Here is a 23,784-nt window from a genome sequence, read left to right on the forward strand (position 1 = left end):
GAACAGCCTTTAGGGGCTGTTTTTTATATGTTCATAAGGCAGGTTTGGAATAATTTTTCCTTTATAGATTAAAGCTAAAGTAAAAGCTGGACAAGCTGAGGTGATAAATTGTTTTCAAAGATTTTAGAATACATGCCAACATGGCAAATGGTTGTACAGGCTGGTGTCACACTAGCAATTCCAATTGTGTTAACAAAAACCTTTGCAGCAATAGATAAGGAAACGGAGGTGGAAGGCGATGGGCAACGGAGAAAAAAAGAAGCCAATTCAAGGGCAAAGTAAAGCTCTTCGTCTTACAGGTGTATTCCAGGACGACATCGCTCATATCCAACAGCTGCTTGAGGAAAATTCGGACGTTCTATATCGCAATTTCCGTTTGAGCAATACAAACAAGCGGGCTGGACTTTTTTTAATAGACGGATTAGCGGATAAAGAACTTGTGGATAAGTTTATTTTAAGGTCCTTAATGGCTCCCTTTTCTGAAGAGGACCATGAACTAATTGAGCAAGAGGGTCTTAAAAATTACTTAAAGAATACTGTGCTATCTATTGGGGAAGTTAAAGAAACCAATACGCTTTCAAATGCAGTAAATGAAATCCTTGATGGCATGGCCGTCTTGATAATTGAAAGTGTGACGGAAGCTATCATCCTCGGCATCAAAAAAGTCAAGTCAAGAAGTCTAGAAGAGCCCATCTCCGAACCACTTGTAAGAGGTCCAAGAATAGGATTCACGGAAGCTCTAAAAGATAACACAGCTATATTAAGGAATCAAGGGCAAAATGAAGACTTGGTCATGATCAATAAAACCGTCGGTAAAAGAACAAAGAAGAAAGCAGTCATTACCTATATAAAGGGTGTAGCAGATCAAAATCTTGTTGATGAAATTGTAAAGAGGATAGATCGTATTGAAATAGATTTTCTGCCAGAGTCAGGGTATATCGAGCAAATGATTGAAGATAACTATATCACTCCCTTTCCGCAAATTCAAAATACAGAGCGGCCAGATCGGGTAATTGGAGCGCTTGCTGAGGGAAGGGTGGCCATCCTACTTGATGGGACTCCATATGTTTTGATTGCACCGGTAACCTTCAGCATGCTCTTACAGTCACCAGAAGATTATTACGAGCGTTGGATGCCGGGATCTCTGATAAGAGTACTCCGCTTCCTTGCAGCGTTTATCTCGCTCTACGGTCCCTCAATTTATATTTCTTTTATCTCTTTTCACCCTGGGCTTATCCCGACAAAATTGGCGATTTCGATTGCCAGTTCAAGGGTAGGAGTACCTTTTCCCGCTTTTTTAGAGGCTCTATTGATGGAAATTGCGATTGAAATTCTCCGTGAAGCGGGATTAAGACTGCCTAAACCGATTGGACCAGCAATTGGTATCGTAGGCGGTTTAATTATTGGAGAAGCAGCTGTTACAGCTGGAATTGTAAGTCCTTTTATGGTTATTGTTGTTGCTTTAACTGCAATTTCCTCTTTTGCAATTCCTCAGTACAGCGTTGGTATCACACTTAGAATGTTGCGATTCATCTCCATGTTTGCTGCTGCTGTTTTTGGTTTGTATGGTGTTATTCTTTTTACATTATTACTGTTATCACATTTAGTCCGGTTAAAAAGCTTTGGTGTACCGTATATGAGTCCTTGGACGCCGCTTTCAATCAAGGATCTAAAGGACTTCGTTCTACGTGCTCCGGTGTTCAAAATGAAGCGTCGGCCAATGATGCTTGATACGAAGGATGTTCGGCGAAAAGGCTAATGAAGAAAGAGGGGCATACAATGATTACACATAGCAGCAATAAAATATCAACAGTTCAAGCAGTCCTCATTGTAACGAATTTTATTCTTGCCTCAGGGATTCTAACATTGCCAAGAAAAGCGGCAGAAGCCGTGAAGACACCCGATGTCTGGATAAGCATCATCATTAGCGGCGGAATCGCCATACTGCTTGGCATTATAATGGCCAAGCTGAGTCAATGCTACCCAGACAAGACATTTTATGAATATAGTGCAAAGTTAATGGGAAAATGGCTTGGAATGGCAGTAAGCATATGTTTCGTCATTTATTTTTGCATCTTGTCTGCTTATGAAGTCAGGATAATGGCCGAGGTTACAGGATATCTTATTTTGGAAGGAACTCCTTCCTGGGCCATAACCATACCATTCTTGTGGGTAGGCTATTATTTATTAATAGGTGGGATTACATCTATCGCAAGGCTTTTTGAGGTTATCTTTCCAATAACAATCATTGTGTTCCTGCTGGTTATAGCAATGAGTAAGGAAACGCTTCAACTAAATAACTTACGACCTGTTTTAGGACTAGGGTTCAGTCCTGTATTAAAAGGATTAAAACCTACTATTTTATCCTTTATTGGTATTGAAATTATTCTATTTATCGTTGCCTTTATGGAAAAACCTAAAAGAGCAGTCAGAGCTGTAACGATTGGTTCACTCATCCCTATATTTTTTTATATCATCATCCTGCTTACTGTTATAGCGGCATTATCTGTAAATGGAGTTGTCCACCGCACTTGGCCCACATTGGATCTAATCAGGGGGTATGAAATAAAAGGCTTATTATTTGAAAGGTTTGAATCGTTTCTTCTAATAATCTGGACAATGCAGATATTTGCTACATTCGTGATTACTTATTTTGCTGCATCCCTTGGCATCTTTCAAGTTTTCAAAGTGAAGGAAAGGAAAGTGTTTTTAGGATTACTGCCAGTATTATTCTTCATCTCCATGATTCCAAAAACGCTTGATGAAGTATTTATGATAGGTGATATGCTTGGAAAGGCAGCAGTCATTCTTTGTGGTGTGTTGCCATTGCCGCTCTTGATCCTTGCTAAATGGAAGGGGAGAATGAAATGAAAAAAACATTCTTATTAACTTTTTTATGCTCATCTTTCCTTTTGTCTGGCTGTTGGAGCAGCAGGGAAATCGAGGAACTCGGCTTGAATGTTGGTATTGCGCTCGATAAAGGAGATAAGGTTGCGGAGAATATGGGAAGGGTTGAAGAAACACCTGACTCCTCTGGATTTCTATTCACAAATACCTATCAGTATGTAAATATTAGTGCCGTTCCCTCGGGATCTAAGGATGGAGGCAGTGGACAAAAACAATATGTGAATATATCAGAGGTTGGTGGCACAAACCATCAAATTATTAGGGAAGTTTCTCTGCGAGAGGAAAACCCTATCATGTTCCAGCACACAAAGGTTATTGTCGTAAGCGGAGACTTGTTGAAGGATACTAGTATGAGGAAACTGCTGGATCTATTCCTCAGAGACAATGAAATGAGACTCAGTTGTATTGTCTTGGTCACAAAAGGATCTGCAAAGGAAGTGCTTAATTTAAAAGATCCTTCTGTGATTCCATCTTTACGTTTAGTGGGGATTGGTGATAATGTTTACAGATCAACCAAAATCCTCAAGCCCATGACACTTACAAGATTACAGGGAAATATATATTCAAATAACAGTTATCTCATTCAAAACGTTGTTTCAAAATCTGGAGAAGTCCGATTTTCAGGCGCGGCAGTATTCAGCGGAAAAACAAATAAGCTTATTGGTTATTTGAAGGAAGAAGATCTTACGGGTGTCACCATGATAACAGGAGAGGCTAAAGGCGGAATTATTAAAGTAAATGAGGGTAAAAAAGGAAGGCAACGCGATTTTGAAATTAAAACAATTAAGAGTACAATCACGCCTAAAGTTCTTAACGGAAAGATTTCTTTCCATATTAATATTGCCGCACAAGGTAGATTATCGGAAAACTGGTTTCTGTCCCATAGGCCAATTAATCAAGTTTTGACGCAGTCGGAAAAAGAAATAAAAAAATCAATGGAACAGCGCCTTACTCAAGCATTAAAAATGACGCAAAAGAAATATAAAGCAGATGTAATTGGGTTGGGTGAGAGGTTGAGAATCAAATATCCAAGAACATGGGAAAAAGTAAAAAGTAATTGGGATTCTACTTTTGCAAATGTTCCGGTTACCTACTCTGTTGAGGTAAATATAACGGATTATGGATATAACGATCCAAAGTCGTAGTTTTCTCAGGATTATAGGAATTGTAACAGGTACTCAAATAACATTGTGTACCTGTTTTTGTGTGTATTTCTAAAAAAACTCCTCTCAATGGCAAAAAATCTCGTTATTTTATTGTATTTTTTTATAATCTTTATTATAATAAATAAGTCGTTGAATTTCATTACATGTCTCAGTAGCTCAGCAGGATAGAGCAACAGTTTCCTAAACTGTAGGTCGGGGGTTCGAATCCCTCCTGGGACGCTAACAAAAACCTTGAGAATTCAAGGTTTTTCTTTTTAGCCACTTACTAAAACAACCCGCTTCTAGCATGTTTAATGGTAACGTAAAATGGGCTTTCCTTATGAAAATTGCCAGGCAGGCCTGACGAAAATATTCATCAATTGCTTTTGCTGTGTTTTTCTTTTGCAAATTGCTCCAATGCCTGTTGAGATATGGCAATATGCCCATCTTGACTAGGATGAACTCGATCAACGGACAGATGATCCGGGTGGCTAGAATTAATTACCTTGGTTGTTTGGACTACCACAGAGTGATTAAAGTTTTGGGCAAATTGATAAAGCCGTAAGTTCCATTTAGGTAACAGTTTATCGGATAAGGAGTAAAACGTATGGTCGATTGGGAGCGGATTGTATAACTCTAAAAGGACAATTGTTACTTGGGGATTGAGGGTAAGGATAATGTCACTGACACCTGTCATATTATCAACAAATTCAGACTGTAATGTATCAAATGTACCGATTGCCGTAGCAAAATCAGAATGGCGTGCTGCACGTAATATATCATTGCCTCCGACATTTAGGATAATAACCTCGGATTGCTTAATTTCTTCGTCCAATCGTCCCCTTTGAACGATATCGTACAGCTTTTTGCTCGTTAAACCATTTATTCCTTCATTCCTTAAGAAGACTTCCTTTCCGGTCTGCTCTGAAAGACCAGCAGAAAAGCTTTGAACAAAATTAGCTTTTGGATCAGTTCCAAAACCGGTAATGACCGAATCTCCTAGCGCAAGCATGTGTATTGTATCGATTCCCGACTCTTTAAGATAAGTGATATGGGAAGGGGAACCTTCTTCCGGCTGACCCATTGTCTTATTTTTTAATGAACTTATTTGGTAATAGGGAAGGTAAAGCCATAATGCTGAGGCAATCCCGCCTAATACCAACAATACAATGCAGATTTTCACAAATTTCTTCAATAATACCACCTCGTTATATCGTATTCTATCAGGTTTATTACGATACATGGATAGGAGGTTTGTGCCAATAATTTATAAAAAAGAGCCGATCCATTCAAAAGAATGGCGGCACCCCTTCACTAATTCCTTTCACTATGGCTGAAATTGATTGAATTTGATGATCATCAAGGTCGAAAGCATCCTTTACTTTACTTTCAAGGTTAGCTGTAACCCTGCGTTTTCCCACCTCGACCAGGGCAATGAGGGCAAAGCTTACATCCACTAGTTTTGCAAATTCTCGTTGATTCAGATTATAGCTTCTTCTTAAATACTTTATAATATCCTTGTTCACATGTTACACTCCTTTAGAAAAAGCTAATAATAAATTAACTTATATTCCGAAGGTTGTCAAAGTGTAAAAGGAAGTTGATTTCGAGGAAAAACAGCGGAATTAATGGATATCTCGCTTTTTAAATCTTCCGCCACGTACTTCTGAAATGCTTGCAACCGCAAGAAAGGCAGAATTATCAATTTCTTCGATGATGGATTTTAGCTTTGCCTCCTCTAAACGAGTTATAACACAGAAGATTACTTTTTTGTCGTCCCCTGTGTATGCGCCCTCACCTTTCAAGTAAGTTACTCCACGGCCAAGACGGGCAAGAATGGCATCTCCAACTTCCTGATGCTTATCACTGATAATCCAGGCAGACTTTGATTCATCTAATCCCATGATGACAATATCAATTGTCTTGAATGCAATAAAGTAGGCGATGAATGAATACATAGCTCTGTCCCATCCAAATACGAATCCAGCAACACTAAATATGAAAATATTGAAGAACATAATAAATTCACCGACAGAAAACGGCAGTTTTTTATTAGCAAGGATAGCCATTATTTCCGTTCCATCTAGAGATCCGCCATATCGAATAACAATACCTACGCCAGCGCCTAGAGTTATACCGCCAAAGACCGTTGCAAGCAGCAGGTCATCTGTTAATGACGGGAGATCGTGCAGCAAGGAAGTAGTGATGGAGAGGACAAGTATCCCCAATAGTGTAGATAATGAAAAAGTTTTCCCTATTTGTTTATATCCAATAAAGAAGAATGGGATGTTTAATAGGAAGATGAAAATTCCGAGGCGAAACCCTGTTAAATGAGAAAGGATGATGGAAATGCCAACAATTCCTCCGTCAAGAATTTTGTTGGGTACGAGGAATTCTTCGAGCCCGACACCCATCAAGACAGCGCCCAGCACAATGAAGAATATTCGGGTAGCGAGCTTGGTCTTTGGTAATCCTTTATGCTTTTTTTGCAGTGCCTGATCGTTCAGTGTGTTCATATTTTTCCTCCTTCTAGTCATTTGCAATACGAGGCTATATATATATTTTAACATAATTAGCGTTATCTTTAAAAATTCACTAATCCTTGTATTGTCTAACAGCCTCAGCGGGTAAAGGAACAGTAAAACTGTGATAAAGGATGTTGTGCGTGAATCTATTACTAGCTACTGGACTATTTTTGTTAATCTTGTTTTTTGTAGGTATTATTGGTACAAAAGTAATTAACCTCCCCGATATTTTGCTCTACATCATCCTCGGTCTCGTACTGTCCAATATATTTAATGATAATAAGGTAATTGAAACCGCTGGGGAAATGGGACTTGTGTTGTTGTTTTTTATACTTGGTATGGATTTTTCGGTTAACAGGCTAAAGAAAAATGGCAGGCGGGTCTGGAAAGCAGGGCTGCTCGACGTGCTTCTTGGCATCGGTGTTACCATGCTGATCTGCAAGCTGTTTGGGTTAGACTGGGTTTCCTCCCTGCTGATCGGCGGTATTGTTTATGCTACAAGTTCCTCTATTACAGCAAAACTGTTGCAAGATAAAAACAGGACAGAGAATAAAGAATCGGAATTTCTCTTCCTTATTCTTATTTTCGAGGACTTGATTGCTCCTATTCTTGTGACCGTCCTTATCGGTGTAACGGGAAAGGGCTTCTCACCGTACGATTTTGGGAGTCTTCTTCTTAAGGTAATCGTTATGGCTGCAATTGCTGTGCTTTTTGCTAAAATAGTAATGAAGAAGGCGGAACCAATTTTGAAAAATATCCGGAATGATGACATTTTTATTGTTCTTATCGCTGGTGTTGCCCTCTGTAATGCAGGGATTGCTGTTTTCTTTGGCTTATCGGAAGTGATTGGCGCATTTTTAGCTGGGCTCATGTTCTCAGAAACAAGCATGAAGGACAAAATCGAAAAAGTAGCAATGCCGCTGCGCAATGTCCTCTTACCCTTTTTCTTCTTGAACTTTGGGACCCACGTAAAGCTGACAGGGGAAATTCCATACCCAGTTCTTCTTGCCGTATTGGTTGGATGGAGTATCATTCATAAGGTAGCGGTAGGTTATTTCGGCGGAAGATGGTATGGTCTTTCGGGCTATCATTCATTAACAGCCGGGTTATCTTTGACCCAACGCGGAGAATTTTCTGTTATTATTGCAGGACTTGCGGCGGGAGCTTTGAACGTTTTTGCAAGTATCTATATTTTAATCATCACCATTATTGGTACCATTCTATTTCAGTTAGCGCCAAAGCTGAATAAATTGGTATACGACAAAAAGATCAGATTCAGGCAAACGTAGTGGGAGCAGGTATTGCAATTGCTTCTATTGATGTTAACGATCTGCTGCATCCTTTTGTCAACGTATGTGGCCGATAAGTTGTGTAGCATAATCGCATGATGCAAATTAATGAATATCGTGGTCTGGAATGAACTGGAGAATAAGGTGGTTTTCAGAATGCAAAGGACAAAAGAGTTAACGGAATATTTACTTGAGAATGCAGAAATATTAACGGAGCAATGGTTAGATTTACGTGAAGAAAATCAATCGACATACGGCAAGGAAGCACCTATAGAGGTGGAAGAAGATATTAAGGAACAAAATATGAAACTGATTCAAACTGTGGCCCATGCGCTGTTAGGGGAATCAGATTATAAAGAATGGGCATTTGAAACATCGACTAGGCGGGCGAAAATGAATACGCCGCTAGAAGAAGTGCTTCGAAGCTTTAAGCTTTTCAGAGAAACTTATTGGAGCTATATTGTGAAGTTTGCGATAGAAACCGGTGGGGATACAATTGAATTGGGCAATTGGGGAGAGAGAATCAACTTTATATTTGACGATATTATTGAAGTGTTTTGTGCTCATTATCAAAAAGTCCACGAGGAAAACGTCAGAGCACAGAAGGAAATGATGCTTGAAATGAGCAGCCCAGTCATACCTGTCTATAGTAATGTTGGGATTCTTCCGCTTGTAGGAGATATTGATACGTACAGAGCAAAAATCATCAGAGAAAAAACATTGCTTCAAGTAAGCAATTTGAAACTTGAGCATTTAATTGTTGACTTGTCCGGGGTTCCGATTATTGACACGATGGTAGCACATGAACTGTTTCAGATTATTAAGGCACTGTCCTTGTTGGGAGTGCAAGCCGCTATTACGGGTATAAGTCCTGCCATTGCTCAGACATCCGTTAATTTGGGATTAGATTTCAGTGGTATTGCAACTTACTCCAGCCTGCAACAGGCATTGCTCTTCTATATTCGTACGTAATAAAATAAGGTAGTGTTACTACTATCACAAGGAGTGTGGAAAATAGTTGAACAGCAAAAAGGCCGTAGTAGAATATTTAACCATCAATTCGCGACAGCTGGCGGCGCAATTGGTTGCAGATATTATAAATAGGCTGTATATGGAAATACCCCAGCGGGAAATCGAGCATTCCATTGATATGTATGAAGAATTTTTCGGATTTTTAGGCGGGCTTGTTGAGGGAAGTGAGGAAGCTCCCCCGGATGCACTCATTCAATGGAGCCGCAGCAATGGGGAACGAGAAGCATCACATGGGGGAAGGGTTTCAGAAATTTTAATTCGCTATCCTGATACTAGGATTGCTTTTTCTCGTCTATTGTCCAAGATTGGCAAGGACCATGGATTATCTGTGGAAGATATGATTTGGCTTGTTACAAGGGTGAATTATTTTCTTGACTTGAGCTTGAATGAGACAGTGTTTGCATTTGAGCGCCTATCAGAAAAGCTTCTTCAGGAAACGAAAGAAGAAATTGATTCATTGTCTGCACCTGTGGTTCCTGTTCAAAAGGGGCTTGCAGTCCTTCCTTTGATTGGTAACCTTGATCATGAGAGAGCGACGCGTATTATGGAAACAGCTATTCCGAAGATTGCTAAGCAGAAGTATAACAGCCTTATTATTGACTTTTCAGGTATCGTAAATATCGATGCGACTATCGCGAAACATATTTCTGATTTTAATAATATTCTTAGATTGCTTGGTATTGAATGCATAGCGACAGGCATCCGTCCTGAGATGGCAATCTCCGCTATCGATGCAGGAATCAAGTTTTCCGGAATGAAAACATTTGCGAATGTAAGACAAGCAGTAGATAGTTATTCACAACGGTAACGAGCCCTCTTTTTGAGTGCCTTCTCTTTTAAGCATTTCTCATCAAAGAGATGAACTAAAGAAAGTCCAAAATAGCAATTACTTAGAACCATAAGGACTGTAGACATACCCGATGAAAACTGGTTATGGCTGCAGTCTTTATTATTTGCTTCCCGAGAGCAGGGGGTACTTTCTAGCCAATATGATGGTGGCTCTCCGCTGAAATGATAGTCGTTTTTTTGTAGCCTGATGCCAGAATGCCGTGAAGGCGGGAAGGAGTGGTATCTGCTTTTACAACATATTTACCTTCCAGTGCAATTGCTTTTACGTCGGATATGTGAACCATTTTTACGTCTTTGCCAATCCGGGTGGCAGATGGGGAGGAGTGCGTGACATTGATATTTTTAGGCGTGATAAAATCAGCATGATGATTACCGCCAAATACTTTAATATCATTTCCAGCATGCTTGAAGGCTCTAATGGAAATATTTTTAAGTAGTACATTTCTTGCTTTATACTGAAGTGCAATAATTGGATTCCCCTTATAATCATATTCAGGATCACCAATGAGAAGAAATTTCTCCTCTGTATAGCGTATGATTAGTTCTTTGTTTTTTTTGTGGATTATGTTTGAAATCAAGTTTTGACATTCCTTTGTCCCTCCCTAATATTATCAATTCCCTCTATAAATCTTGAATAATCCAGCTGGTACATTATACTTTACAGAATGCTGTTTGCGGGATATGATGGAAAAAAACTTTACCACTACTAGGGGTGCCTCCGATCGAGGCTGAGAGGAAAACAAAAGGTTTTCTAACCCTTTGGACCTGATCTGGATCATACCAGCGTAGGAAAGTAGCTGCATTTTCGCTATTATGCCGGGTCCAGTATGGATTCCGGCTTTATTATTTTATCAAAAACGCTATGATCTGTCGGTGGGAAAGTGGAATGGAGAGGAAAAGGATGGATAAGGAAAAATGGCCATTAGTTATTGGGAAAATTAGAACAATGAAACCGCTTGTGTACAATATCACCAATAACGTTGTATCTAATTTCACTGCTAATGGTTTACTCGCGATAGGTGCTTCTCCTGTAATGGCAATAGCGCCACAAGAAGCTGCATGTATGGCTTCAAAAGCAAATGCTTTGGTATTAAACATTGGTACATTGGATGAAAGGCTAATTGAAGCAATGCTCCTTGCTGGGAAATCCGCCAATGAACATGGAATCCCGGTTGTGCTTGATCCTGTCGGTATTGGTGCTACTTCCTACAGAACAGAAACTGTCCGAATGCTCTTAAGAGAATTGAAAGTTGATATTATTAGAGGAAATGCTGCAGAAATAGGTACGATTGCAGGAAATATTTATAAAATGAAAGGAGTAGACTCAACCATTGATACTGAAGGGTTCCTTGAAGTCGCAACGGAGGTAGCTTCTAAGTATGAATCAGTAGTTGTTGTGACGGGAAAGAGGGATATTATTGCTGATTCTGTTGGAGATAAAATCTTCATTAGCAATGGACACGCCATGATGACAAAGGTAACTGGCACCGGCTGCCTTTTATCGGCCGTTATTGGTGCAGCTGCTTCAGTGGAGAAAGACTATGCTAGTGCCGCAACCGCTGCGCTTACGTACTACAATATCGCTGGGGAAAAAGCTGCACGGAAAGCAGGGAAGCATGGAACAGGAAGTTTCCAAGTTGAGTTTATTAATGAACTTTCGAACTTATCTCATATACATTGGATTCATGAAGCGATGGCAGAGGAAGTGATTCAGTCGTGAAGGTTGCTAAAGCATTGACTATTGCTGGTTCTGACAGTGGCGGAGGTGCAGGGATTCAGGCAGATCTCAAAACTTTTCAAGAAATGAAAGTATTTGGGACCTCTGTTTTAACAGCAGTAACTGCCCAAAATACTTTAGGAGTGAAAGATATCCAGCCAATTACCCCAGAAATGGTTATATCACAGATAGATTGTGTTGGGGAAGACATCGGAACAGACAGTGTCAAAACGGGGATGCTCTTTAGCGCAGAAATCATTGAAGCAGTCTCCAACAGAATGAATCATTATGGCTGGCGTCCAGTAGTGGATCCGGTCATGATAGCAAAGGGAGGTGCGCCATTACTGCAAAAGGAGGCAATTAGGGCGCTAAAGGAATATTTACTTCCGCTCGCACTTGTCATCACACCAAATGTTCCGGAAGCAGAAGCTCTTACGGGTATTCGAATTTCTGCAGAAAAGGATAAACGAAAAGCTGCTATGCTGCTTCATTCTCTTGGGTCAGAAATTGTTGTAATCAAAGGTGGCCATGATCCTGTTGCAAGTCATTACGCAGAGGATTTATTTTTTGATGGAAACGAATTTCATTCTTTTAAAAGCAAAAGGATGTTTACAAAAAATACACATGGCACCGGATGTACATTTTCGGCTGCAATTACAGCTGGAATTGCAAATGGCTTAACTCCATACGAAGCGGTGAAAACTGCTAAGATGTTTATCCAGTGTGCAATTGAAAATCAACTGGAAATAGGAAATGGACACGGCCCTACGAATCACTTTGCCTACAACAGGACAGGGGGAAGTTTAAGGGATGAAACTTAATTTGCGTGAACACCTTCGTCTCTACTTCATTATGGGAAGTAACAATACGGAAATGGAACCAGAGAAGGTTTTAAAGCAAGCAATCGATGGCGGAATTACTATGTTCCAGTTCCGGGAAAAAGGGGATGGAAGCCTTGTTGGGAACGAGAAAAAAAAATTGGCTAAGCTGCTGATGCATATTTGCCGTGAGAATAGGATTCCGTTCATTGTTAATGATGATATCGAACTTGCTTTGGAATTGGATGCTGATGGGATCCATATTGGCCAAGATGACTTCCCAGCAAATGAAGCAAGGAGAATGCTTGGCAATAAAATACTAGGAGTATCGGTTCACACATTAGACGAAGCAAATCAGGCTATTGAAGCAGGCACAGATTATTTTGGTGTTGGACCGATATATGGTACGTCTACCAAAACGGATGCTTTGCCGCCTGCTGGAGTAGGATTCATAAAGGAGTTAAGATCACAAGGGATTGATCTTCCAATCGTAGGGATTGGAGGGATTGATTCGAACAATGCTGCGGCAGTAATCGAGGCGGGAGCCGATGGCGTCTCTATTATTTCAGCCATATCAACGAAAAAAAATCCGGAGGAAGCAGCCCAACGGATTTTAAATGAAATGAACTCTAATTAAAGATAACACTATAAGGGACTCTTCATACGGAAGTGTCCCTTATAGTGTTTGATACATACAGATAAATGTGTCATGTAATGAATCAATGCGAGTTTGCTCTTATTAAGAAATGATGGTGAGCCAATCAAGGACCCCATTATTATTTAATAACGCTCCATGTAATCAAAATGGAGAGCTTTGGACGTCTCTCGTTTTTTTCTCTTCCAGTGAATTTGTGAATCGAAAAAGAAGAAAACTTAAGATAAACATTACTATTACGGGCAACTGTACAGCCATACTAACGGTTTTTTCTCCAAACAGTCCTAACAAGAATGTTATGCTGATAAGCATGATACTAATAATGACAGCGAAAAAGTTTGAAAAACGCGCCATTAAAGTCGCTGGAATTGATTCTTGGTATAATGTCATGATCCCAGAATTGGCAACCGCTTGAGCAACTCCGAGAACGGTAAAGGACGTTAGTGCCGTTTGAAAATTAGGGCTGTAAGCATACCCTGCAAAACCAATAGTGGAAAAAAGCATTCCAACTCCAACCATTGTTTTGGCCGAGATCCATTTAGAGAGGATGGAAGCGAGTAGAGAACCAGCGAAGTAGCCGATTCCGCAAAAACTTACGAGCAAACTGTACTGTGTTGCGTTTAGCCCTAAGACTTCTTTTGAATAAACCCATTCAAGGGAATCTAACGCCATCCCCATTACAATCAATGTTTGGAAGGTTATATATACTTTTACAAAATCATTTTTTTCTTTTGTCAACCCTACGACTGACTTTCGGTCTGCATTCCAAGTTTTCCAAAAAGGGATTCTCGATGTTGCAACAGAATTTTCCTCTTTAAACGGGAGGAAAATGAGCAGAATCGCAGAAAGGATGAAGGAAGCTCCATTGATTAAGACAACGCCCGTTGGAGAGAAGATGGGCAGCAATAATCCTGCAACGGCTGGCCCAATTACCAATCCCCCTGATTGCGCAGCTTGAAAGATGCCGTTAAACGCACCCCTCTGCTGTGCAGGAAGGAATTTCGCGATATAAGCCTGTGAGGCAGGAGTAAAAAAGGAGCTGCAAACATGCACAAAAAAGATGATGAGAAGTATAAAGCCGATGTTTTGCTGGAAAGCTAGGACGAACATCAATAGTCCACGGATAATATCCGTTACAATCATAATGGTTTTCTTAGGAAACCGATCAATGAAGCCACCAGTCCAGGGTTTAATGACAATACCAGCGATTGGACCAAGAATCCAAAGGGTTGCCACGCTGATCGCTGAACCTGTCAGTTTATAAATAAATACATTGATGGCAATGAGATACATGAAATCTCCTGCAGATGAAATGCCGACGCCAAGCAGCAATGGTATGAATCGCTTTTCTATAAATTTCAATCAAAGATTCCTCCCCAGGGATCATGTATGTACAGGACATAATTATTGTTTTTTAAATGAAATAGTTCATCCAATTTTTAGTATAGTCTAAAAATTTAATTTTTCAATATTATTTTAAAAAAGGTTGCAAACCCGTGCATTAGTCTTATTTTTCAGGTTGCAGAAATAGTCAGGAAGCATCATAATTAAGGATGCTGAGATGGAATAACCTGTTTTTTCTTCTGTTTGGTGATTTTTTTCGACATATTTCTTCAATATACCCCCAAAAAAAGAAGGATAGGACGAATCTTATTTTGTAGCAGTAATATATACGGAGGCAACATATGAGTTATGATCATGTAGGGCAAAAAGAAAAAGGGTATAGCGCTGGTTTTTTTGGTGCATTGAAAGGAAAGGGAATCAAGCAGTCAATTAAAGATTCCTTTCAGCAAAAAAGAGAGAATTATTTGGAGAAAAAGGCTGATTTCACAGATTTCATACTTAAAAAAATGCATACATACAAAAAGGTGGATGGCCTTTTCTTGTGGGAAGTTGACCGAAAACTCAACAGCCTTGCGAAAAAAGGATTCAAGCAAAAAGACTTAGTAAATGGAATTATTACAATCGTGCTTTCACGGAAAGAGACAAACCAGCTTGCAACTGATGAGGAAAAAGCAAGGATAGAAACTACTATCCAAGAGCTGGAAGGTTTGGAAAATTTAAAGCTTCTGCAGTTTTATCGTTATCAACTAGCGTATTGTGAAAAGAAGTTTTATGATGGTCAAGTTACACGGTGGATTGAATTGAAAGTTACGAACTTATAGAGAACACGCCGATTATATGCGTGTTTTTTTGTTTGAATTATTTCATTCTGAATATTGCATTGGATATATGGGTATAATACTTCTGCAAGACAAATTGCAATTTTAATTAATGCTAGGAGGCAACAAAATTGGAACGTGGTAGAGTTAAATGGTTTAACAGCGAAAAAGGATTTGGATTTATTGAGCGTGAAGGCGGGGAAGACGTATTTGTTCATTTCTCAGCCATTCAAGGAGAGGGTTACAAGAGCTTAGATGAGGGCCAAGAAGTAACCTTTGATGTTGAGCAAGGTGACCGCGGCCCACAGGCTGTTAATGTGAATAAAGCATAATTACATTCGCAAAAAAGCAGTAGCAGACCCATATTGATTGGGTCTGTTCTTTTAGTTTGATTCCATTCTTCCTACCCCTTAATATGCTTTACTCTGCCAACCCTTCCATCTGAAAGTCTAACTTTTATTCCATGCGGATGCGATGCAGAATTGGTGAGAATATCCTTGACAATACCGGCAGTTAATTTGCCTGTCTTTTGGTCTTCTTTAAGGACAATATCCACTTGCGTACCAGTATGAATGTTACTGCGAATCCTTCCATCCATCATTTTACCTTCTTTCTCAATTGTTTATTTTACCAATGATATCACTTTTCTGATTAATAAAGCGCTTTATTGAAAAAATAATTCCCACTGTTCGGTTAATCCTATGTATGACAGGGAAGTTGTGTTATATTATTATTTAAATTTCTTGTAGCTCTTATGAGTAAGGAAGGTGTAATCATGGCAACAGAAATGCAGTCTTATGACAGCAGGCTTCCATTGCGTCGCGATGTGAAGATGCTTGGACAAATACTAGGCGATATTCTCGTCTATCATGGGGGAAAAGAACTCCTTGAAAAAGTAGAACATATCAGGGGAATGTGTAAGAATATTAGAACCGAGTTTGACCGGGAAACATTCGAAGAATTAAAACAGGAGATATGCAGCCTTGACCCAGAAATGAGGAAACAAGTTATCAGAGCGTTTTCTGTTTATTTCCATCTTATTAACGCGGCAGAGCAAAATCATAGGATAAGGCGGCGAAGGGAGTATTTACTGGAATCTGACTCGAAAGTGCAGCCTTTTTCTATTGAAAGTGCCATTCTTTCCTTGAAAGAAAATGAGGTAACTCCAGAGGGGATTAGAAGAGTCCTGGATAGCTTAAGTTTGGAACTCGTCATTACGGCCCATCCGACAGAAGCGACGAAGCGCTCCATTCTGGAAATACAGAAGCGGATATCCAACATATTGAAGGGGAAGGATAACCCTCTGCTTTCTAAAAAGGAAAAGGATAAACTTGATGAAAGTTTGTTTAATGAAGTGATGGTACTTTGGCAGACAAATGAATTAAGAGATCGCAAGCCAACAGTTATTGACGAAGTAAGAAACGGACTTTACTATTTCGATCAAACGTTGTTTAACGTGCTGCCAGATATCCATGAGGAAGTTGCTGATAGTCTTAGTAAGCATTTTCCTGAAGAAGATTGGGAAGTACCGAATTTCCTTTACTTTGGTTCATGGATTGGCGGAGACCGTGATGGCAATCCAAACGTAACCCCTGAAATCACTTGGGAAACGCTTGAAAAGCAGCGCCGCCTTGTGGTGAAAAAATATAAGGCAGCTCTGATTGACCTTATGAAACGTTTTAGCCATTCCAGCGCGAGAGTTAAAGTGAGTGAAGAATTGCTTAGCACCCTTGAAAGTGAAGAAAGAGCATACCTCGCAGAAGGCAAAACATGGCCAATTGCAGAGGAAGCTTATCGCCGGAAAATCGCAATTATTTTGGCAAGGGTGAAAGAAGTTGGGAAATCCCCTCTTGGTTACAGAACAGCCGAGGAATTGCTACAAGATCTCCTAGTCATTCAAAGAAGTGCTGTTAACCATCACCCGGCAAACCATGAGCTAAAGACATTAAAAAAATTAATACGTCAGGTTGAACTTTTTGGATTCCATTTAGCAACACTTGATATTAGAAACCATAGTGGGGAACATGAAGCTGCCGTTGCTGAAATTTTCAAAAAAGTGCGCATATCTGATGATTATGCAGCACTTAAAGAAGAAGAAAAGTTAAAAATCCTTCAAGACGTATTAGCAGATCCAAGACCCCTTTTAGTATCACACGAGGAGTATACACAAGAAACCAGACAGATGATCGATGTTTTCCATCTCATCAAGAATGCGCACGGAGAGTTCGGCAAGCGATCTATCGCAGTTTACCTCGTTAGTATGACCCAATCTCCAAGCGATCTCTTAGAGGTTCTTCTGTTGGCAAAAGAAGCAGGAATTTATCGTGTTCACGGTGACGGAAGCATCGATTCTGATCTCCATGTGGCACCGCTTTTGGAAACGATCGATGACCTTACCGCAGGCCCTGCCATCATGGAGACTTTATTTGTAATGCCGGTGTACCGGAGACATCTAGAAAAGCGGGGAATGCAGCAGGAAATCATGCTCGGATATTCGGACGGAAGCAAGGATGGCGGTACGATGACCGCTAACTGGAAGCTGTATAAAGCACAGCTGGAAATCCACCAAATGGCAAAAACTCATGGAGTCGCTCTGAAGTTTTTCCATGGACGAGGTGGTTCACTTGGCCGTGGAGGGGGTCCGCTTAATCGAAGCCTTCTTTCTCAGCCTGCTGAAACACTTGGAGATGGAGTGAAAATAACAGAGCAAGGGGAAGTTCTATCAGCGCGCTACCTTGTTGAAGAGATTGCCTATCGAAGCCTTGAACAGGCAACTTCTACACTTATCACTTCAGCCGCGAAAATGACTAAAGGAAAAATTCGCGAAGAGCGTTGGGTAAGTGCCATCGAGAATATTTCAGCAGCATCCTTGAAAAAATACCAGTCACTTGTTTTTGAAGATCCCGATTTCCTGACATATTTCCATGAAGCGACACCGCTAGGAGAAGTGGCAGAACTGAAAATCGGTTCCCGCCCTGCCAGTAGGAAAAACAGCAGATCATTTGAAAATCTTCGGGCCATCCCTTGGGTATTTGCTTGGACACAAAGCCGTCAACTGCTTCCTGCTTGGTATGCTGCTGGGACGGGGCTGCAACACTATGTTGAACAAAGCAGCGAAGGATTGTCGTTGCTGCAAGAGATGTATGAAAACTGGACGTTCTTCCGTTCTACCATCGATAACCTGCAAATGGCCTTGATGAAAGCAGACATCACTACTGCTAAGGAATATACCACCCTTGTAGAAAACAAAGAAATGGCAAATAGAATTTTTGGTAATATCCACGAAGAATATAAGCGGACAAAGGAGATTGTTTTGAAAATTAGCGGCGATATAGAACTGCTTGATCATTCTCCAAATATCCAGGACTCCGTACACTTACGTAATCCTTATGTTGATCCGCTTAATTTCATCCAAATAGCACTGCTTAAAGAATTGCGAAAGACGGAGGATCCAGACGAAGAAATGTTCACACAAGTATTGCTTACCATCAGCGGTGTTGCAGCGGGTCTGCGGAATACCGGCTGAGAAAAGATAACGCTTGACTGGCCTGCCGTCCTAGCCGGCAGGTTTTATTTGTCCAAAAAAATTCTTTGGGGAAAATATTAACGAGGAGATCTACTCGCTGTTAGGGTGTGCAAGGATACGAGATTGGGAACTACTTCGTATCCCTGCCTTTTTTATTGATAGCATTTCACATAAAAACCATTCTGCAAGGACCATTCTGCATAATAGATCTCATGGATGTTTTCATAGCCCATTTCTGCGAGTGAAGCTTCTAGCCAATCTACATTCTTCCCCATTGATTTGAGCGCTTTTTCTAATACTTTTCCTTCGTCTACCAACATATAAGAAGGGCTTATTTTTGGAGTGTCTATGCCCAGTTGGTTAGGGGTGACAGGAGAGGAGGCCGGCGAAGCCATTACGCTTAAGTGTCCGCTCGGCTCTAAAAAGGCATATTTGACTTCTTGGACGGAAAAAACGCCATTTTGCCGTAGCATGGACCGTAGCTGTTCCATCTCCATTTTTTCTTTTTTCAGTACATCAAGATTAATTTCCCCATCAGCAATAAGGGTTTCAGGTTCTCCTTTTATGAGAGGTCGTGTCTTGTCAAATCTCTGAACAGTATATTCGACGATGAAAATTAGAAAAGCCCACAACGCAAAGGTATATAAGAGGTGACCAATTGTCACTTTGTGGTCAAAAATCGCTTCCTCTAAGATTCCACCAAGAATGATTGCGTAAACGAAATCAAACGGGGTAACTTGTGCCAGTTCTTTTTTACCCATAAGACGAATGACAAAAAGCAAGGAAACTAAGCCAAGAACAAGTTTAAGTGCAATTGATAAGTACATGTCATATCCTCCACCATACATACTAGACTATTAAGCTATTAAACCTTTCCCTAAAAAAGATTAAGATAACCTGCCTGTCAGAAAACACTATCGCGATAGGAGAAAACAGTTGAGAAATTAATGCTTTCTCGGTAACATGGAAGCAGTGCGAATGTAAAACGGGGGATTAGTGTGCAAAAGAGAATACTGATTGCGGAAGATGAATCTGTGATGAGAAGATTGTTGAAAATGTATTTAACGAGGGAAGGGTACCTTGTCGACGAGGCGGTGAATGGAACAGAGACTCTCCGTAAGGCTCTCTCGCTGGACTATGATCTTATTCTGCTTGATATATTTATGCCGGAGAAGAACGGGTTAAGCGTCCTAGAGGAATTGAGGGTTGAAAGGCGTACACCTGTCTTTTTGTTGTCTGCTATTGGAGGAGAAGAAGAGCAGCGTGAAGGAATCAAAATGGGAGCGGATGATTATATAATCAAACCTTTTAGTCCAGCTGAATTGATGACAAGGGTGAAATCCTACTTCGACAAACAGAACTGAAGTAACCGCTTTCACAAGAACCCAAAAAGCTGGTGGAGATGCTCCGCCAGCTTTTGTTTCGTTTTATAAATTGAATTTTTTTAATGAAATGGAAAACCATTGGAGTAAAGGATGTCTGTTTTTATCAACGACTTTAAGGTCTTTCATGGAAAGTTTATCCGCGTTGTCCGCGATCCATTTTTTCAGTTCCTCTTTATCTCTGCAATGGGTATGGTAGGTCTCACCGCGTTTGCCTAATGCATTGATGATATACCTACAAGAATAATTCTTCATAATGCCCACCTTTTTATCATAATCACTTACATAGACAACATTATAACAAGGTAAAACTTAAAGTCTAGCCCTTTTATGGAAATATTATTCGACGAAAACTGCAACATGTTGAATTTTCTGGAACCTGTCCTGGTTTTCATGTATATTTGATTTATCTTTACAGGAGAGTTACTATAATAGAAAAATAATCAGCGGAGGACAAAAGGGCAATGAAGGCGGCAGAAGAAAAGGGCATAGAGGTAGTGAGTGTTTCTTTGTTCTATTATTTCCCTTAGATCGGGCAGGTGATTCCTGTTCAAAAAGAGGATTCGATTATACAGAACTTATGATGAGCTCTCACGTATTTCGCCAAGCGGATTCTCACCTGTTCCGCTGAAATTTTCGCCCAAACATCCCTCATCAAAAGGACAAATCTGCTGGATGGGGAACATTCAGAAGATCATGACGACGGCCAAAATTGATCCAAGCTGAATGACGATTTTAAAAGTGTTTGCAATATATTTGCTTCCAAGGAATTCTTGCGATTTTAGCCACACGTCATCCACCATGATCATATGTCCTGTTGATGATACGGGGGCAAATTCTGTCAGTCCTTCTACCATGCCAAGAAGGAGGGCCTTTAAAATAATTAGGAAATCCATTAAGCTAACTTCCTCTTTTTTCTTCTTACTATGTAAATACTTGTTATTAATTACAAGATTGAATCCGGCCATTTGGCCGGATTTTTTTAAAGTGATTCCTTAATTAGTTTTTTATAGTAAAGGACAGAAAGCGCCCCAAATATTGAGTATAGTACCGTATAAACTGCCATAACGATCAGCATCGGTGCCCATAGTTCTGAACCGAAGAAGAACCAGCCGGACTGCACGGCAAAATATCCGTGCATTAATCCAAGAAGAAGGGGGATGCCAAAGCTGAAAGCTTGTTTAAGTCTAATCCCTTTTAATAGGTCACTTTGCGTATACCCAAGCTTACGAAGAATCGTATACGTTGGTTTTTCCTCTTCTCCTTCGTCCATTTGTTTGAAGTAAAGGATGCAGCCGGAAGTTATCAGGAATGTCAATCCTAAGAAGCCAACGATAAACATGCCAAGTCCCATGGTCTTTTTCTGGTCTTTTACCATCTCGACACGAGAAATATTCATACCATGTTTATCAAGTTTCAACTTTTTATAAATAGCTCCTGCCTTTTCCAACTCATCTTCATTATTAATCGTATATCCGATATGCAGACTCGATGCTTTTTGAATGGACGGTTCTAGGTCGGCCTGCAATTTTTTAAATACCTTATCGTCTACAATAGCGATTGGTTGACCGCCACCTGTAAAGAGGAAGGAGACAATATACTCCTTTTCCTGGTCAATCATATCTAGATTCAAGTCTTGTTTGTTCCCCATCAACCTTACTTTCCCGGAATCCTTTAAAGGCATGAATTTTTGAAGCGCATCGGTATAGCCTGTAAAAATAGTTTCATTTTCTTTTACATTCAAGCCTTTTACGGATGCTTCACTGACAACTGGTATTGGAGTTTTGTCAGGATTCATATTCATCTCCAGCCTTTTCTGCATCAAATCAGAAATGTCTGCATTCACCTGAATGACTGGTATCTCTTCTTTCTTATACGAGATTATGTTTGCTTTTAACTCTTGTTCAAAACGCTTTCCATCCTGCTTCGTTGTGAGGGCAAAATCGCCAACGACGAATTGTTTAGACTGCATTTCCGCAGAGTAGTAGGAAATGTAGCTTAAGGAGAGTAGACCGATGGCCAGTGCTGAAACAGTAGTTATGACTGTGAGAAGCAATGCATTCGATTTCATTCTGAACATAATGGAGGTCAACGACAAGACCTCTTTAACGTTAAGGTAGCCTCCCTTATTTTTTCTGATCATGTTGAAGATAACACTGACAGCACCCTTAAAAAACAAGTATGTGCCGACGATGACAGATGAGAGGATGAATGTCATCGCTGCAAAAAGTTCTGGTATTGAAGTGAAATCCCCGCTGAAAAGCTTTGATGAAACATAATATCCTGTTGCAATCAAAGCCATGCCCAGCACACCAAGAAAAATGATGAGAAAAGATATTTTCCTAACCTTCGATTCAGTGGAAGATCGAACACGGAATAGATTGATAATGCTCTGTCTTTTGATGAAAAAATAATTAGTTACCAAAATCAATAGGTAGATAGCGGTGAAAACAAGAACAGTCTGCAGCAGAGCTTCAGAAGAAAAGCGAAGCACGGTTGCTGTTTGCACATTGGTAATCTTGAAAAGGACCATCATGATTAGTTTCGAAACTGAAAATCCTAGAAAAATGCCAATAGTCATTGAGCTGTAATATAGAATGCCATTCTCTGCTGCCAAGATGCGAAAAATTTGGTCCTTAGTCATTCCAATCAATTGAAACAGTCCAATTTCCTTGCTGCGCCGTTTGATGAAAATACTATTGGCAAACAATAAGAATACGCCGACAATAGCTATGAGGAGGATGGATCCAGTTTTGATTGCAGCAGCACCTTTAATGCTTCCTTTTACCTTGTCCATCGATGGGTCAAATTGCAACGTGACAAATGCGAAGTATAGACTGACACTAAATACAAGCGCAAATACATAAAGATAATAGTTCTTTAGGTTTTTCTTTAGATTGCGGTAAATAATCGTATTAATGTTCATTTTGCACACCGCCCAAAACACCTTGAGTTTTCATGATATCTTTAAAGAATTCCTGGCGGCTTTCTCCACCTTTATTTAGTTGCGTGTAGATCTGACCGTCCTTAATAAAGATAACCCTGTTGCAATAGCTTGCAGCCACCGGATCATGTGTAACCATCAGAATGGTTGCTTTTCGTTTTACATTCATGTCGCTAAGTTTGTTCAACAGGTCTGAAGCTGACTTTGAATCAAGTGCTCCTGTTGGTTCATCTGCAAAGATGATGCTTGGTTCATGAATGAAAGCCCGAGCAGCAGAAGTTCGTTGTTTTTGTCCCCCGGAAATTTCGTTTGGGTATTTATCCTTTATTTCCTCAATTCCAAGTTCTCTGGCAACATCACTAAAAATATCATCAGCAGCCTTTTTGGGAGTACGTTTTATAGATAGTGGAAGCAATATATTCTCCTTTACCGTGAGGGTATCCAATAGATTGTATTCTTGGAAAATAAAACCAAGGTGATTTTTACGAAACTCTGCAAGCTGTTTTTCCTTTAATGCGGTCATTTCTTTTCCCTCGATTCTAATTGTACCGCCGGATGGTTTGTCGATAGAGGAGAGGACATTGAGTAGAGTAGTTTTTCCAGATCCCGACGCCCCCATAATACTTACAAATTCACCCTCTATAATTGATACGTCAATTCCTTTTAAAACCTCTTGCCGGTTAAACTTGTTTCCGTATGATTTAGAAAGATTATTTGCTTCAAGAATGTTCATTTTGCTCGCTCCTTTTATTCTGATGTTTTTATTATAAATAGAGCTGTTAATTGTCTCCTTCGATTCACCGAACAAAAAGTAAATAGCATGTGACATTTTT

The 23,784-nt window shown here is 40.0% G+C and carries 24 protein-coding genes, 1 tRNA gene, 1 pseudogene and 1 riboswitch; of the genes and pseudogenes, 16 read left to right on the forward strand and 10 right to left on the reverse strand.

Annotation, left to right across the window (positions count from 1 at the left end; genetic code table 11):
- Positions 1-108 precede the first annotated feature (108 nt).
- From BQ5796_RS18090 to BQ5796_RS07310, 5 genes are all read left to right on the forward strand, one after another.
- The gene (locus tag BQ5796_RS18090; protein ID WP_159430985.1) at positions 109-282 is read left to right on the forward strand and encodes a hypothetical protein; all 174 of its coding nucleotides are present in this window, start codon (positions 109-111) and stop codon (positions 280-282) included.
- A complete protein-coding gene (locus BQ5796_RS07295; RefSeq protein ID WP_074033919.1) occupies positions 239-1,759 on the forward strand; it encodes a spore germination protein in 1,521 nt (506 codons plus the stop codon). The genes BQ5796_RS18090 and BQ5796_RS07295 overlap by 44 nt, the downstream gene beginning before the upstream one ends.
- A 20-nt stretch (positions 1,760-1,779) precedes the next feature.
- Complete coding sequence (locus BQ5796_RS07300; RefSeq protein WP_071459632.1) at positions 1,780-2,871, forward strand: GerAB/ArcD/ProY family transporter; 1,092 nt, start codon at positions 1,780-1,782, stop codon at positions 2,869-2,871.
- Positions 2,868-4,052, forward strand: a complete 1,185-nt coding sequence (locus BQ5796_RS07305; protein WP_071459633.1) for a Ger(x)C family spore germination protein — start codon at positions 2,868-2,870, stop codon at positions 4,050-4,052. The genes BQ5796_RS07300 and BQ5796_RS07305 overlap by 4 nt, the downstream gene beginning before the upstream one ends.
- A 166-nt stretch (positions 4,053-4,218) precedes the next feature.
- Positions 4,219-4,292: transfer RNA gene (locus tag BQ5796_RS07310), tRNA-Arg, on the forward strand.
- Between the two features lie 136 nt (positions 4,293-4,428).
- Here BQ5796_RS07310 and BQ5796_RS07315 read toward each other — a convergent pair.
- From BQ5796_RS07315 to BQ5796_RS07325, 3 genes are all read right to left on the reverse strand, one after another.
- Positions 4,429-5,247, reverse strand: coding sequence for an SGNH/GDSL hydrolase family protein (locus BQ5796_RS07315; protein ID WP_071459634.1), 819 nt, complete (start codon positions 5,245-5,247; stop codon positions 4,429-4,431).
- Between the two features lie 94 nt (positions 5,248-5,341).
- Positions 5,342-5,578: a helix-turn-helix domain-containing protein gene (locus BQ5796_RS07320; protein WP_071459635.1), complete on the reverse strand. Its 237-nt coding sequence runs from the start codon at positions 5,576-5,578 to the stop codon at positions 5,342-5,344.
- Between the two features lie 99 nt (positions 5,579-5,677).
- Positions 5,678-6,568, reverse strand: coding sequence for a YitT family protein (locus BQ5796_RS07325; RefSeq protein WP_071459636.1), 891 nt, complete (start codon positions 6,566-6,568; stop codon positions 5,678-5,680).
- Between the two features lie 149 nt (positions 6,569-6,717).
- Between BQ5796_RS07325 and BQ5796_RS07330 the strand changes: the two genes are divergently transcribed.
- From BQ5796_RS07330 to BQ5796_RS07340, 3 genes are all read left to right on the forward strand, one after another.
- Complete coding sequence (locus BQ5796_RS07330; RefSeq protein WP_071459637.1) at positions 6,718-7,866, forward strand: cation:proton antiporter; 1,149 nt, start codon at positions 6,718-6,720, stop codon at positions 7,864-7,866.
- 156 nt (positions 7,867-8,022) lie between these two features.
- Complete coding sequence (locus tag BQ5796_RS07335; RefSeq protein ID WP_071459638.1) at positions 8,023-8,838, forward strand: STAS domain-containing protein; 816 nt, start codon at positions 8,023-8,025, stop codon at positions 8,836-8,838.
- A 46-nt stretch (positions 8,839-8,884) separates the two neighbouring features.
- Positions 8,885-9,706 (forward strand): STAS domain-containing protein, encoded by an 822-nt coding sequence (locus tag BQ5796_RS07340; protein ID WP_071459639.1) that lies wholly within the window; start codon positions 8,885-8,887, stop codon positions 9,704-9,706.
- A gap of 172 nt (positions 9,707-9,878) precedes the next feature.
- Here BQ5796_RS07340 and BQ5796_RS07345 read toward each other — a convergent pair whose 3' ends face one another.
- Entirely contained in the window at positions 9,879-10,325 is a 447-nt protein-coding gene (locus tag BQ5796_RS07345; protein WP_071459640.1) for a hypothetical protein, read from the reverse strand.
- Positions 10,326-10,445: 120 nt separating this feature from the next.
- Positions 10,446-10,556: riboswitch (TPP riboswitch) on the forward strand.
- A 92-nt stretch (positions 10,557-10,648) separates the two neighbouring features.
- On the opposite strand from BQ5796_RS07345, the gene thiM reads away from it, so the two are divergent.
- The 3 genes from thiM to thiE are packed head-to-tail and all read left to right on the forward strand — an operon-like array spanning position 10,649 to position 12,919.
- On the forward strand, positions 10,649-11,467 hold the full coding sequence (thiM, locus tag BQ5796_RS07350; protein WP_071459641.1) for a hydroxyethylthiazole kinase: 819 nt from the start codon (positions 10,649-10,651) through the stop codon (positions 11,465-11,467).
- Positions 11,464-12,285, forward strand: coding sequence for a bifunctional hydroxymethylpyrimidine kinase/phosphomethylpyrimidine kinase (gene thiD, locus BQ5796_RS07355; protein ID WP_071459642.1), 822 nt, complete (start codon positions 11,464-11,466; stop codon positions 12,283-12,285). The genes thiM and thiD overlap by 4 nt, the downstream gene beginning before the upstream one ends.
- A complete protein-coding gene (gene thiE / locus BQ5796_RS07360; RefSeq protein WP_071459643.1) occupies positions 12,275-12,919 on the forward strand; it encodes a thiamine phosphate synthase in 645 nt (214 codons plus the stop codon). The genes thiD and thiE overlap by 11 nt, the downstream gene beginning before the upstream one ends.
- Positions 12,920-13,081: 162 nt before the next feature.
- On the opposite strand, the gene BQ5796_RS07365 is transcribed toward thiE, so the two are convergent.
- Entirely contained in the window at positions 13,082-14,299 is a 1,218-nt protein-coding gene (locus BQ5796_RS07365) for an MFS transporter (protein ID WP_071459644.1), read from the reverse strand.
- Between the two features lie 323 nt (positions 14,300-14,622).
- Between BQ5796_RS07365 and BQ5796_RS07370 the strand changes: the two genes are divergently transcribed.
- Both BQ5796_RS07370 and BQ5796_RS07375 read left to right on the forward strand, forming a co-directional pair.
- Complete coding sequence (locus BQ5796_RS07370; RefSeq protein ID WP_071459645.1) at positions 14,623-15,102, forward strand: hypothetical protein; 480 nt, start codon at positions 14,623-14,625, stop codon at positions 15,100-15,102.
- Positions 15,103-15,230: 128 nt separating this feature from the next.
- Positions 15,231-15,431, forward strand: a complete 201-nt coding sequence (locus BQ5796_RS07375) for a cold-shock protein (protein WP_071459646.1) — start codon at positions 15,231-15,233, stop codon at positions 15,429-15,431.
- 71 nt (positions 15,432-15,502) lie between these two features.
- On the opposite strand, the gene BQ5796_RS07380 is transcribed toward BQ5796_RS07375, so the two are convergent.
- On the reverse strand, positions 15,503-15,697 hold the full coding sequence (locus BQ5796_RS07380) for a YwbE family protein (RefSeq protein WP_071459647.1): 195 nt from the start codon (positions 15,695-15,697) through the stop codon (positions 15,503-15,505).
- Positions 15,698-15,874: 177 nt separating this feature from the next.
- Here BQ5796_RS07380 and ppc point away from each other — a divergent pair, with 177 nt between their 5' ends.
- Positions 15,875-18,625: a phosphoenolpyruvate carboxylase gene (gene ppc, locus BQ5796_RS07385; protein WP_071459648.1), complete on the forward strand. Its 2,751-nt coding sequence runs from the start codon at positions 15,875-15,877 to the stop codon at positions 18,623-18,625.
- Positions 18,626-18,777: 152 nt separating this feature from the next.
- On the opposite strand, the gene BQ5796_RS07390 is transcribed toward ppc, so the two are convergent.
- Positions 18,778-19,452, reverse strand: a complete 675-nt coding sequence (locus BQ5796_RS07390) for a DUF421 domain-containing protein (RefSeq protein ID WP_071459649.1) — start codon at positions 19,450-19,452, stop codon at positions 18,778-18,780.
- A 171-nt stretch (positions 19,453-19,623) separates the two neighbouring features.
- Here BQ5796_RS07390 and BQ5796_RS07395 point away from each other — a divergent pair, with 171 nt between their 5' ends.
- Both BQ5796_RS07395 and BQ5796_RS18670 read left to right on the forward strand, forming a co-directional pair.
- Complete coding sequence (locus tag BQ5796_RS07395) at positions 19,624-19,989, forward strand: response regulator transcription factor (RefSeq protein ID WP_071459650.1); 366 nt, start codon at positions 19,624-19,626, stop codon at positions 19,987-19,989.
- A gap of 111 nt (positions 19,990-20,100) precedes the next feature.
- Positions 20,101-20,226: a hypothetical protein gene (locus tag BQ5796_RS18670; RefSeq protein WP_282956854.1), complete on the forward strand. Its 126-nt coding sequence runs from the start codon at positions 20,101-20,103 to the stop codon at positions 20,224-20,226.
- Positions 20,227-20,696: 470 nt separating this feature from the next.
- Here the strand turns inward: BQ5796_RS18670 and BQ5796_RS07405 are convergent.
- The 3 genes and pseudogenes from BQ5796_RS07405 to BQ5796_RS07415 form a co-directional block, all read right to left on the reverse strand.
- Positions 20,697-20,903 (reverse strand): annotated as a pseudogene (locus BQ5796_RS07405) (undecaprenyl-diphosphate phosphatase); the annotation flags it as partial.
- Between the two features lie 86 nt (positions 20,904-20,989).
- Positions 20,990-22,933, reverse strand: a complete 1,944-nt coding sequence (locus tag BQ5796_RS07410; protein ID WP_071459653.1) for an ABC transporter permease — start codon at positions 22,931-22,933, stop codon at positions 20,990-20,992.
- Positions 22,923-23,684, reverse strand: coding sequence for an ABC transporter ATP-binding protein (locus BQ5796_RS07415; protein ID WP_071461196.1), 762 nt, complete (start codon positions 23,682-23,684; stop codon positions 22,923-22,925). The genes BQ5796_RS07410 and BQ5796_RS07415 overlap by 11 nt, the downstream gene beginning before the upstream one ends.
- Between the last annotated feature and the right edge of the window lie 100 nt (positions 23,685-23,784).

It is taken from the genome of Bacillus massilinigeriensis (genome assembly GCF_900111815.1).
GTDB classification, from domain to species: domain Bacteria; phylum Bacillota; class Bacilli; order Bacillales; family Cytobacillaceae; genus Mesobacillus_C; species Mesobacillus_C mediterraneensis.